Origin of the sequence: Leifsonia sp., assembly GCF_051955155.1 — a bacterium.
GTDB lineage: Bacteria > Actinomycetota > Actinomycetes > Actinomycetales > Microbacteriaceae > Leifsonia.
In genome coordinates this window covers 17,169-26,482 of record NZ_JBQCGZ010000011.1, presented here as the reverse complement: position 1 = coordinate 26,482, position 9,314 = coordinate 17,169, and the positions used below count along the sequence as shown (strand labels likewise).

15 protein-coding genes are annotated in these 9,314 nt (G+C 74.7%); 9 read left to right on the top strand and 6 right to left on the bottom strand.

The window, feature by feature from the left end; translation table 11 throughout:
* Positions 1-37: 37 nt before the first annotated feature.
* Genes ACTHMF_RS01050 through ACTHMF_RS01035 form a run of 4 tightly spaced genes read right to left on the bottom strand, consistent with a single transcriptional unit; the run spans position 38 to position 2,587 of the window.
* Positions 38-244, bottom strand: coding sequence for a CDGSH iron-sulfur domain-containing protein (locus ACTHMF_RS01050; protein ID WP_314149228.1), 207 nt, complete (start codon positions 242-244; stop codon positions 38-40).
* Entirely contained in the window at positions 241-1,278 is a 1,038-nt protein-coding gene (locus ACTHMF_RS01045) for an iron-containing redox enzyme family protein (RefSeq protein ID WP_440315936.1), read from the bottom strand. Before ACTHMF_RS01045 ends, ACTHMF_RS01050 begins: the two co-directional genes overlap by 4 nt.
* A gap of 32 nt (positions 1,279-1,310) precedes the next feature.
* On the bottom strand, positions 1,311-2,342 hold the full coding sequence (locus ACTHMF_RS01040; protein WP_440315935.1) for a glycosyltransferase: 1,032 nt from the start codon (positions 2,340-2,342) through the stop codon (positions 1,311-1,313).
* Entirely contained in the window at positions 2,339-2,587 is a 249-nt protein-coding gene (locus ACTHMF_RS01035) for a hypothetical protein (RefSeq protein WP_440315934.1), read from the bottom strand. Before ACTHMF_RS01035 ends, ACTHMF_RS01040 begins: the two co-directional genes overlap by 4 nt.
* A gap of 172 nt (positions 2,588-2,759) precedes the next feature.
* On the opposite strand from ACTHMF_RS01035, the gene ACTHMF_RS01030 reads away from it, so the two are divergent.
* Genes ACTHMF_RS01030 through ACTHMF_RS01020 form a run of 3 tightly spaced genes read left to right on the top strand, consistent with a single transcriptional unit; the run spans position 2,760 to position 4,179 of the window.
* The gene (locus ACTHMF_RS01030) at positions 2,760-2,903 is read left to right on the top strand and encodes a hypothetical protein (protein ID WP_440315933.1); all 144 of its coding nucleotides are present in this window, start codon (positions 2,760-2,762) and stop codon (positions 2,901-2,903) included.
* Positions 2,900-3,661, top strand: a complete 762-nt coding sequence (locus ACTHMF_RS01025; RefSeq protein ID WP_440315932.1) for an alpha/beta fold hydrolase — start codon at positions 2,900-2,902, stop codon at positions 3,659-3,661. Before ACTHMF_RS01030 ends, ACTHMF_RS01025 begins: the two co-directional genes overlap by 4 nt.
* A 38-nt stretch (positions 3,662-3,699) precedes the next feature.
* A complete protein-coding gene (locus ACTHMF_RS01020; protein ID WP_440315931.1) occupies positions 3,700-4,179 on the top strand; it encodes a GNAT family N-acetyltransferase in 480 nt (159 codons plus the stop codon).
* Here ACTHMF_RS01020 and ACTHMF_RS01015 read toward each other — a convergent pair.
* Complete coding sequence (locus ACTHMF_RS01015; RefSeq protein WP_440315930.1) at positions 4,149-4,454, bottom strand: hypothetical protein; 306 nt, start codon at positions 4,452-4,454, stop codon at positions 4,149-4,151. The two genes, ACTHMF_RS01020 and ACTHMF_RS01015, sit on opposite strands and share 31 nt — an antisense overlap.
* Positions 4,455-4,695: 241 nt before the next feature.
* Between ACTHMF_RS01015 and ACTHMF_RS01010 the strand changes: the two genes are divergently transcribed.
* The 3 genes from ACTHMF_RS01010 (at position 4,696) to ACTHMF_RS01000 (ending at position 5,830) form a co-directional block, all read left to right on the top strand.
* Positions 4,696-5,463, top strand: a complete 768-nt coding sequence (locus tag ACTHMF_RS01010; protein ID WP_440315929.1) for a nucleotidyltransferase domain-containing protein — start codon at positions 4,696-4,698, stop codon at positions 5,461-5,463.
* Positions 5,464-5,583: 120 nt separating this feature from the next.
* A complete protein-coding gene (locus ACTHMF_RS01005) occupies positions 5,584-5,706 on the top strand; it encodes a hypothetical protein (protein WP_440315928.1) in 123 nt (40 codons plus the stop codon).
* Positions 5,696-5,830 (top strand): hypothetical protein, encoded by a 135-nt coding sequence (locus ACTHMF_RS01000; protein WP_440315927.1) that lies wholly within the window; start codon positions 5,696-5,698, stop codon positions 5,828-5,830. The genes ACTHMF_RS01005 and ACTHMF_RS01000 overlap by 11 nt, the downstream gene beginning before the upstream one ends.
* Here the strand turns inward: ACTHMF_RS01000 and ACTHMF_RS00995 are convergent.
* A complete protein-coding gene (locus ACTHMF_RS00995; protein WP_440315926.1) occupies positions 5,827-6,528 on the bottom strand; it encodes an alpha/beta fold hydrolase in 702 nt (233 codons plus the stop codon). The two genes, ACTHMF_RS01000 and ACTHMF_RS00995, sit on opposite strands and share 4 nt — an antisense overlap.
* A gap of 49 nt (positions 6,529-6,577) precedes the next feature.
* Between ACTHMF_RS00995 and ACTHMF_RS00990 the strand changes: the two genes are divergently transcribed.
* The 3 genes from ACTHMF_RS00990 to ACTHMF_RS00980 all read left to right on the top strand — a co-directional run bounded on the left by ACTHMF_RS00990 (position 6,578) and on the right by ACTHMF_RS00980 (position 9,188).
* Positions 6,578-7,276, top strand: a complete 699-nt coding sequence (locus tag ACTHMF_RS00990; protein WP_440315925.1) for a helix-turn-helix transcriptional regulator — start codon at positions 6,578-6,580, stop codon at positions 7,274-7,276.
* A gap of 90 nt (positions 7,277-7,366) precedes the next feature.
* Positions 7,367-8,260, top strand: coding sequence for a universal stress protein (locus ACTHMF_RS00985; RefSeq protein WP_440315924.1), 894 nt, complete (start codon positions 7,367-7,369; stop codon positions 8,258-8,260).
* Between the two features lie 172 nt (positions 8,261-8,432).
* Positions 8,433-9,188, top strand: coding sequence for an alpha/beta hydrolase (locus ACTHMF_RS00980; protein WP_440315923.1), 756 nt, complete (start codon positions 8,433-8,435; stop codon positions 9,186-9,188).
* Positions 9,189-9,314 lie beyond the last annotated feature (126 nt).

Here is a 9,314-nt window from a genome sequence, read left to right as displayed (position 1 = left end):
CACTACTACCCCCTGAGGGTATTCCGGATCCGCGCGATCAGTCTTCCGTGCTGAAGTGCACCGCCTTGTGCGTCCCGTCGCAGAACGGCTTGATGGCCGACACCCCGCAGCGGCAGAGCGCGATCGTCCGCCTGCGCTGTTCGACGGGCTCGCCCTCCGGCGTCACCAGGTCGACGTGACCGCGCACCAGCAGGGGACCGTTCGGGCAGACCACCACCTGGGGCAGCTCGTCGTCGCGCGTCATGCCGGCACCCGCTCTCGGGAGCGCAGCGAGCTGCGCCCGGCCTCCCAGCTCTGCAGCATGTGCGCGCCGGCCAGGCCGTCCACGTACAGGCAGGCCTTCGCGCCCAGCACGATGTCCGGCAGCAGTTCGGGATGCTGCTCGGCCAGGCCGCCCGCCAGGTCGCGGCCGGCGATCTGTTCGTGCACGGCGTCCGCCTCCACATGCTCGTCGTAGTAGTCGGTCACGTCCGCGTCGTAGCCGAGGCGGCGGAAGCCGTTCCCGTAGAACCGGTTCGGGATGGACGAGGTCATCTCGAACGCCGCCAGGTGCCCCGCGATGGCGCCGCGGAGGCTCCGGTTCAGGCCGAACATCGACATCGTCGTGAACGACGCGAGCGTGATCGCCGGCACGACGTCCACGTAGGCGCCGTAGGTGTCGTCGAGGCCGAGACCGCGCATGGTGCGGCCGAAGATCTCGGCGTGGATGCGCTGCGGGCGGCCGCCGCCGTACTCGTCGGACTGCACCTCTACCAGCGCCGCCTTCGCCCGGCCGGTGAGTCGGGGGATGGCCCAGGAGTGCGGGTCGGCCTCCTTGCGCGTGTAGATCGAGCGCTGGATGACGAACTCGCGCGCCTGCTCGTCTGTCGCCTTCTTGGCGATGTAGCGGGACAGGCTCGGGCCGCCATCCTCGGCGGTCAGCGCGAACAGGTACGCAGCCACCGACTCCGCGTCCGGCTCCGGCAGGTCGTCGAGAGGGATGCGCTCGCGCAGCTGCGCCTCCACGGCGCGTTCGATCCGGCGCCTGGCGAGGACGAGCTGGGGATCCCACTCCCACTCGTCGTCGGCGTCGACGGTGTCGCCGTAGGAGAGCCCGTAGGCGATGTAGAGCGAGAGTTGCAGGTCCTCGTCGGTGAGGAGGTCGTCCGCTCCGGCGAGCGCCCGCTCCGTCTCGTCGACGACGACGCGCATGGCGGCGCTCTCGGGATGCTGGTCGGTCGCGAGGGCGGTGAGCAGCGCCCCGCTCACCGGCCCGCGCGGTGTGAGTTCTGGTGTCATGTCTCCGACGATGTCCGCGCGGCGTGCCGCGTTCAAGCGGTTGCGCGGGCGCGGTTTCGGTGCTCGCCGCGCAGCACGCGGAGCGGTGTCCCCGCCCGGGCGAGCCGGCCGTCCGAGTAGCGCACACCGCCGCGCACGCGCAGGGCGAGCGCCGCCCACGCGCAGATCCCGCGCTCCAGCAGCCACGCGGGCGCCCAGAGCGCCGATCCCGCCGGGAACACGCGCACCCCGCCCGCGCGCCGCCTGCCGGCCTCGGCGAGGGCGACGGCGCCCGCAGCGAGCGCGGTCAGGGTGCTCGGGCGGCGCAGCACGGCGAGCAGCACCGCCGGCAGGATCAGCAGCTCGGCGACCAGCCGCGCCGGCTGGGCGAGGCTGTCGTAGGCCTGCCGCACCCGCTGGGAGACGAAGTGCCGCGCCGTCGGCGGGCGGCGCCTGACGAACAGGTCGTCTGCCGCGAGGTGCCGGCCACCGGCCGCGCGCACGGTCCGCATCAGCTCGAGGTTCTCGAAGAGCACGTCGCCGTCGTAGCCGTGCTCCACGAGCAGGGAACGCCGCACGGCGAGCGTCCCGGGGAAGTCGTGCCCGAGCGCGCGGTTGACCAGGATGCGCCCCGTGTCCCAGCGCGCGTGCCAGGGCAGCGGATCGAAGTGGTTCTGCGGCGCGACGACGTCCGCGTCGTCCAGGAGCGCGACCAGTCGGGCGAGTTCGTCCGCGCGGTAGCGGACGTCGTCGTCGGCGATCACGACCCGCTCGTGGCGTGCCGCGCGCAGACCGGTCACCACCCCGGCCACCTTGCCGTTCCTGCCCGGCCAGGGCTGCACTGGCAGGTGCCGGACGCCGGCCGGGATCGCAGCGGCGTGCGCGGAGAAGCGCTCGGGGGCCGACCCGTCGACCACCGTCACGTCGATGGCGGCGGAGAGGCCGCGCAGGTAGCCGACCAGCTCGGCGAGCCCGCCGTCGTCCGCCCAGCGCAGGGGGAGGATGTACTCCGCTTCGATCCGCGGCGATCCGGTCCCGTGTGCCGGCCGGCGGTCGCGGACCCCGGCCGGCTCGGCCGCCGTCACGGGTTCTGCATCCTGGCGCCCACCAGCGCCAGCGCTTCGGCGAGGCAGTCCGCACGCGCCGTCTCCACCCGGCCGGGCCGCAGCAGCATCACCTCGAAGCCGTCGGCGTCGCGCTCGACGTAGGCGAGCATCCCCGCCGCGTCGGTCGGCGGCATCCTGCTGTCGCAGACCCGCCAGGAGCGCTCGGACAGCGCGACGATCTCCAGCTCCGGCCGGACGGGGACGCCTTCGTACATCGCCAGCATGGTTCCTCCTTCACCGGCCGCACGGGCCGACCCCTCCAGCCGACCACTGCCAGCGGCCGTCCGGCAGGGCTTGACAACGGCGGACGGGGGCCCCGGTGTCAAGCCCCTCCCGACCGCGCAGCAACCGGGGGAACGTGGACGCGACGCAGGAGCGCGACGAGAGGAGACCGCCATGAGCTGGCAGAGACGCACCGGGAACGGGATCGCAGGCGGCAGCGGTCTCGACCTGCTCGGCCGCGGCGTCGCGCTCGGCGCCGCGGTGCTTATGGCGGCCCCGATCGTGGTCGCGAGCCTGCTGACGATGCTCGCCCGGTGACCACCGGTCACCGCGACGCCGCGCCCGCCAGGCGGACCGAGCCGGCGGCGCGCCCTGTCGTCACGTTCGACGAGGGCCCTGCGGGAGGGGAGACCTACCTGCTCGTGCACGGCATCGGCGTGAGCTCCCGCTACTTCGAACGCCTCGCGCCGGTGCTCGCCGCGCACGGCAGGACGATCGGCGTCGACCTGCCCGGCTTCGGGCGGGCGCCGCGCCCGTCCCACCCGTACACCGTCGACGACTTCGCCGCCGTCCTCGCCCGGCTGCTCGACGAGCTGGGACTGCGGCGGTGCGTCGTCGTCGGGCACTCGATGGGCACGCAGGTGGCCGCCCGGCTCGCGGTCACCAGGCCGGACCTGGTCGCACGGCTCGTTCTGATCGGCCCCGTGATGGCCCCCAGGGACCGTACGCCGCTGCGCGCCGGCTGGCGCCTGCTGCTGGACACCCTCCGGGAGCGGCCGCGCAGCAACCGGATCGTCATCGGCGACTACCTGCGCTGCGGACCGCGCTGGTACCTCGCGGTGCTCCCGTCGATGCTCGCGCACCGGCTGGAGTCGGAGCTCGCGAGGATCGACGTGCCCGTGCAGCTGATCCGCGGCGAGCGCGACCCGATCGCCCGCGGCGGCTGGGTCGCCGCCCTCGCCAGGATCGCGCGCCGGGGGAGCGCGCTGACGGTGCCCGGCGCCCCGCACGTCGTGATGCACGCCCGACCGCACGCGGTGGGCAGCGCCATCGCTGCCGCACGCCCGGAGGAGTGACCCGCGTCCGGTCTCGCCCCCGGGATTAGGGTGGCCGGATGAGCGATGTGACGATCCGCCCCGGCACCGACGAGGACTGGGCAGCCGTCGGCGGCCTGCGCTGGGACTCGCTTCGCGAGTTCGGCGGCGAGGCGCTGGAGGACCGCGAGACGTTCGCCGAGCGGTTCCGCGCGTGGGCGGCCGACCCCGGCAGCGCGCACGAGTGCTTCGTGGCCGTCCAGGGCGACCGGGTGGTCGGGATGATGTGGCTGGCGGTGCTGCGGAGGGTCCCCTCGGCGCGCGCGTTCGATCGTGCGTCCGGCGACCTGCAGTGCGCTTACGTCGTCCCCGAGCTCCGCAACGCGGGCATCGGGGCGCGCCTCGTGGCCGCCGTCCTCGGCCGCGCGTCCGAGCAGGAGCTCGAGCGGGTGACCGTGCACTCCAGCCCCCTCGCGGTGCCGTTCTACGAGCGCAACGGCTTCGCCGTCGAGGACCGGATGCTGCACACCTACGTGCACAGACCGGTCGGCTCGCGCTGAGACGCGACGCGCTTCTCGGTCTCGGCGAGCGCGGCCAGCTCGGCCATCAGCACAGCGGCCATCCCCGCCGCCGACGCCTGGAGCAGGAATGGCAGCCCCGTCGGCCGTCGCGCTGACCGAGATGCGCCTGCGCCTCGTGCCGGCGCGGCCTCGAACACCACCTTGTCGCCCATCGCGCTGCTGACGAGCCGGCGCGCCTCCGCGGAGTCGCGCGCGTCGACACGCGTGAGCATTCTGTTGCCATCCAGGGTGAGCGCGATCTCGAATTCCGGCATGCGTCCACGGTATGCGTGCATATCGTCGCGGGTCGTGCCCTTGCGGCCGGTTCCGAGGCCCGCCCTGTATCAGCCCGTGGATCGGAGAGCGTCAGCGGGGCGATGCACGCATTGCACGCCATCCGATCAGTGCCGGACTCGCGTCCTCTCCGTCCTCACGGTCGGGCCGGTCAGTAGGACGGCCAGCGTCACGTCCGCCCCGCGCGCCGATCCGCTGCTTGCCGTCCGCTAGCATCGGCGCGTGGACGACGCCCTCCGAGACCTCATCGACCGACTGGCGGAGCTGGACGGCGTGCAGGCGATCGCGCTCGGCGGCTCCCGCGCCACCGGCGACGCCCGGCCGGACAGCGACTGGGACCTCGGCGTGTACTACCGCGGAGCCTTCGACCCCGGCACCGTGCGCGCGCTCGGTTACCCGGGGACCGTCTCCGGCCTGGGGGAGTGGGGCGGCGGCGTCTTCAACGGGGGAGCGTGGCTCCGCGTCGGCGGCATGCCGGTGGACCTGCACTGGCGTGACCTGGACGTGGTGGACAGGGAGATCGCGGACGCCGAGGCCGGACGGGTGCGCATCGAACCGCTCGCGTTCCACCTGGCCGGGATCCCCGGCTACCTGCTGCTCGCGGAGCTGGCGATCGCCCGGGTGCTGACCGGTTCGCTCCCGCGGCCCGCGTACCCGGACGCGCTGCGCCGCGCCGCGCCCGCCGTCTGGGCCGGCAGTGCCCGGCTGCACGCGGGGTACGCGCGCTCGCATGCCGCCGCCGGCCGCCAGGCGCAGTGCCTCGCGACGCTCGCGGTCGCGACCCTGCAGACCGCGCACGCTGTCCTGGCCGCACGCGGGCAGTGGGTGACGAACGAGAAGCGCCTGCTCGACGCCGCCGGACTGCGCGCGCTGGACGCGATCGTCGACGCCGCCGGCCCGTCGCCCGCCGCGCTCGCCGCCGCCTGCGACGCCGTCGAGGCCCTGTGCGCTCCCGCCTGGTCCGCCGCCTCCTCCGCCACCCGCGACTGACCCCGCCCGGGACGTCCGCCCCCGGTCGAGCAGGCTCGGTTCGTCCCGAGGGCTGACAGTCGCGGTTGGCGGGCGTAGTGTCGCGCGACGGCCGAAGGACGGCCGGGGGAGAGGTGGACGATGACGGACCACGAGAAGGACCGCCCGGACGCGGACGAGCTGCCGGACGGCTCCGGCACGCAGAGCGAACAGCCGGACGACGGCGAGGACACCGCATCGGGTGGCGGGGCCGATGACCGCTGACGCGCGCGCCGCAGACCGGCCGGACGCCGAGGGGACGCCGGCGGAGCCCGCCGACCCGGAGACGGTCGATCCCGAGACCGCGACGACCCCGGAGGGCACCCCGGTCGACAACCCGGGGGGCTAACGGGCCGGGATGCCGGCGGCGAAATCCGCGAGGGCGCCGGCCAGCCTGACCGGGTCCTCCAGCATCGGCAGGTGCCCGGTCGGCAGCTCCCGCTGCCACGGCGACGGCAGCCGAGCGGCGGAGGCGCGCTGGACCGCCTCCGGCAGCTCGCGGTCCCTCGTGGTCACGACGGCGCCGCACGGGACGCCGTCCGGGACGCCGCCGACGCGGTCGGTGTACAGCGCGCGCGACTCCGGGGTGAAGTCGGCCACCAGTCGTTCCGCCACCTCGTCCGGGAGGCCGCGTGCCAGCCCCGAGCGGATCACACCATCCGGTGGCCGCGTCCCCGCCACCCGCATGACCGCCCCGACCAGCCACCGTTGCGGCACGGGCAGCGCGCCCAGGTACGACCGGTCCCGCGGCGGGACCACCGCGGAGACGCACAGCAGCCCGGCGACCCGCTCCGGGCCGCGGCGCAGCAGCTCGACCGCGACCACACCGCCGACGGAGTGCGCGACGATCGTGAACGGCCCGTCCGGCGCCGACGTGAGAGCCGCGTCCACGTAGTCCGAGAGCCGCGCGGGCGCGGACGGTCGGGCCGCGACCGCGCTGCGCGTCCCCGGCGCGAGCCGGGAGCGGACACCGTCCCAGATCCAGGGCGGCAGGCCGGCTCCGCTGAGGAAGAGGACGGCGGGGGAGTGCGGGATCGCGACTGTCATGTCCCCATCCTCGGGCGCCTCCATGTCACCGGTATGTCACCATTGTGGGATGAATCGCACCGATCGGCTCTACGCGCTGCGCGAGGAGCTCCGCCGGGCCGGGGCGGCGGGACGCTCGGCGGAGCAGCTCGCCGACCGGTTCGAGGTGAGCGCGCGGACCGTCAAGCGCGACATCTCGGCGCTGCAGCAGGGCGGTTTCCCGGTCTGGGCGCGTCCGGGGCCCGGCGGCGGGTACGCCGTGGAGGCGGAGGCGACGCTGCCGCCGGTGAACTTCACCGCCGCCGAGGCGTCCGGCCTGGCCGCGGCGGTCGCGGCGCACCGCGGCCAGCCGTTCGACGCAGACGCACGGGCCGCCCTCGCCAAGGTCCTCGCGGCGATGGATGCGGCGGCGCGCCGGCGCGCCTCGGCGACGGCCGCCCGCATCTGGCTCTCCGACGCCGACGAGCCGGGCGACGCGCGCGTGCGGCGCGCCGTCGAGCGGTCCCTGCACGAGGGCCTGGTGCTCTCGCTGCGCTACCGCGACGCCGCGGGAGCGCTGACGGCGCGCGAGGTCGACCCCTCGTTCCTGGCGCGCGCCGACGGGGTCTGGTTCCTCGTCGGGCACTGCCGGTTGCGGGAGGGGATCCGCTGGTTCCGCCTGGACCGGATGGTGTCGGCGAGCGTGACCACCCGTCCGGCCGCGCCCGTCCCCGTGCACGCGGCCGGAGCTCCGCCCGAGGCCGCGAGGCCCGTCGACCCCGACGCCTGAACCGGGACCGCGATTTCGGCCCTTCCGCCTCGGCGCGGGCGTGGCTAGGGTGGGGCGGTCGGTAGCCCTCGGAGAGTGGTGGGAGTGTCCATGGCTGGTCGGATCGTGGTCGGGATCGACGGATCGTCGCAGAGCAGTGCTGCGCTGGAGTGGGCGATCGGCAGGGCCACGGCGGGCGGCGACTCCCTGAGCCTGGTCAGCGCGTACACGCTTCCCGCCATGGAGTTCTACGGTTTCGTGGCCGATCCGACCTCGGTCGACTGGGCACGTGAGTACACCATGCAGATCCTGTCCGCCGGCGCCGCACGCGCGCGCGAGGCGGACCCGGCGATCGACGTGTCGGAGGCGGCCGAGATCGGTCCGGCCGGAGCGGTGCTCATCTCGGCAGCGGAGGGCGCCGAGATGCTCGTCGTCGGCCGCCGCGGGCTCGGCACGGCCATGAGCGCGCTGCTCGGATCCGTCAGCGACCGGCTGAGCGTCCAGGCCCCGTGCCCCCTGGTGGTCGTCGGGCCGGAGGAGCAGCCACGCGACGGCGGCCCCGTCGTCGTCGGCGTCGACGGCTCGGAGTTCGGCACCGCAGCGCTCGCGTTCGCTCTCGCCGAGGCCCACGTGCGCGGTGTCGGCGTCCGCGTCGTCTCGGTGACCGAATCGCATCCCGCCGTCTCCGCCTCCGACCCGGAGCTGGCCGACCGGATGAGCGCGGCCGCAGCGGTCGACGCGGACGACGTGATCGCCCGCGCCCTGGAGGCCGTCCCCACCCTCGGCGGGTCGTCCGACGTCGAGACCATCGTCGCGGACGGCCACCCCGCGGAGGCGATCGTCGCCAACGCCCAGGACGCCCAGCTGATCGTGGTCGGCTCGCACGGCAAAGGGTTCATCCGCCGCGCCCTGCTCGGCTCCGTGAGCCGCGAGGTGCTGCGCAACGCCGAGCGCCCCGTCGCCGTCGTCGGACACCGCGCCACGGAGCAGCGCGCCGCCGACTGATCGCGGCCGTTCCGCTCCGCTTCGGGCGCTGCTATGCTTCCCGAGGCCGTACAGCAGAGAGCAGGAGGTGATACCCGTGAACGAATCGACATGGGTGCTCCTGCGTGGAGTAACGGTCGGACGGTAGATCGTCCGGGAGCGCCTCAGCAGAGCACTTCCGAAAGGCACGATCATGACCATCACCTTCACTCTCGATTTCACCTCCCAGCAGCGCATCGACGGCGACGTCCTGGAGCGCGCATTCGTCATCGACGGGATCCCCGGCGTCCTCTGGACGCCGGCGCGGGCGAGCGCCGACGCCCCGGTCCCGCTCGTCCTGCTCGGCCACCCGGGCGGCCTCGACAGGATGCTGTCCCGCCTGCGCGGCCGCGCTCAGAGCGCCGCCGCCCAGGGCTTCGCCGCCGTGACCATCGAACTGCCCGGCAGCGGCGCCCGGCCGCCGCTGGACGGCGTCGAGGCGGCGAGGGCCGACATGCGCCGGGCGCTCCCGGCGGGGGAGCGGGTCCCCTCCGACGTCGTCGACCGGCTCGTGCTTCCGCTCGTCGGGGCCGCCGTCCCGGAGTGGCAGCGCGTCCTGGACGCCGTGCTGGCCCTCCCGGAGGTCGGCGGACCCGTCGCCTACTCGGGCGGGATCATCTCGATCGGGGTCCGGCTGGCGACGGCCGAGCCCCGGGTCGTCGCCGCCGGCCTGTTCGCCGGCAGCTTCGTGCCCGGCAGCATCCTGGAGGAGGCCAGGCGGGTGACCATCCCGGTGCACGTGCTCCTGCAGTGGGACGACGAGAGCAACGACCGGCAGACGGCGCTCGACCTCTTCGACGCGTTCGGCTCGGCGGAGAAGACGCTGCAGGCGAACCTCGGCGGCCACCGCGGCGTCCCGCCGTGGGCGGGGGAGGACGCGGCGCGCTTCTTCGCCAGGCACCTGCGGTAGCGGGCGGAGCGCCGACGCGTCCGCCGTGCCGGCGGACTCGTCGGCGATCCCGTCGAGCGGCACTGTTTCCCTGCCGTCCTGATGCGGAACCGCCGCGCGCCGGCCGTCAGGGGAGGGGCAGCAGTG

Bases quoted from the DNA above. Each gene is read 5' to 3' on its own strand.
- ACTHMF_RS01050 (WP_314149228.1), bottom strand. From the start codon at position 244: ATGACGCGCGACGACGAGCTGCCCCAGGTGGTGGTCTGCCCGAACGGT.
- ACTHMF_RS01045 (WP_440315936.1), bottom strand. From the start codon at position 1,278: ATGACACCAGAACTCACACCGCGCGGGCCGGTGAGCGGGGCGCTGCTC.
- ACTHMF_RS01035 (WP_440315934.1), bottom strand. From the start codon at position 2,587: ATGCTGGCGATGTACGAAGGCGTCCCCGTCCGGCCGGAGCTGGAGATC.
- ACTHMF_RS01030 (WP_440315933.1), top strand. From the start codon at position 2,760: ATGAGCTGGCAGAGACGCACCGGGAACGGGATCGCAGGCGGCAGCGGT.
- ACTHMF_RS01020 (WP_440315931.1), top strand. From the start codon at position 3,700: ATGAGCGATGTGACGATCCGCCCCGGCACCGACGAGGACTGGGCAGCC.
- ACTHMF_RS01015 (WP_440315930.1), bottom strand. From the start codon at position 4,454: ATGCCGGAATTCGAGATCGCGCTCACCCTGGATGGCAACAGAATGCTC.
- ACTHMF_RS01005 (WP_440315928.1), top strand. From the start codon at position 5,584: ATGACGGACCACGAGAAGGACCGCCCGGACGCGGACGAGCTGCCGGAC.
- ACTHMF_RS01000 (WP_440315927.1), top strand. From the start codon at position 5,696: ATGACCGCTGACGCGCGCGCCGCAGACCGGCCGGACGCCGAGGGGACG.
- ACTHMF_RS00995 (WP_440315926.1), bottom strand. From the start codon at position 6,528: ATGACAGTCGCGATCCCGCACTCCCCCGCCGTCCTCTTCCTCAGCGGA.
- ACTHMF_RS00990 (WP_440315925.1), top strand. From the start codon at position 6,578: ATGAATCGCACCGATCGGCTCTACGCGCTGCGCGAGGAGCTCCGCCGG.
- ACTHMF_RS00985 (WP_440315924.1), top strand. From the start codon at position 7,367: ATGGCTGGTCGGATCGTGGTCGGGATCGACGGATCGTCGCAGAGCAGT.
- ACTHMF_RS00980 (WP_440315923.1), top strand. From the start codon at position 8,433: ATGACCATCACCTTCACTCTCGATTTCACCTCCCAGCAGCGCATCGAC.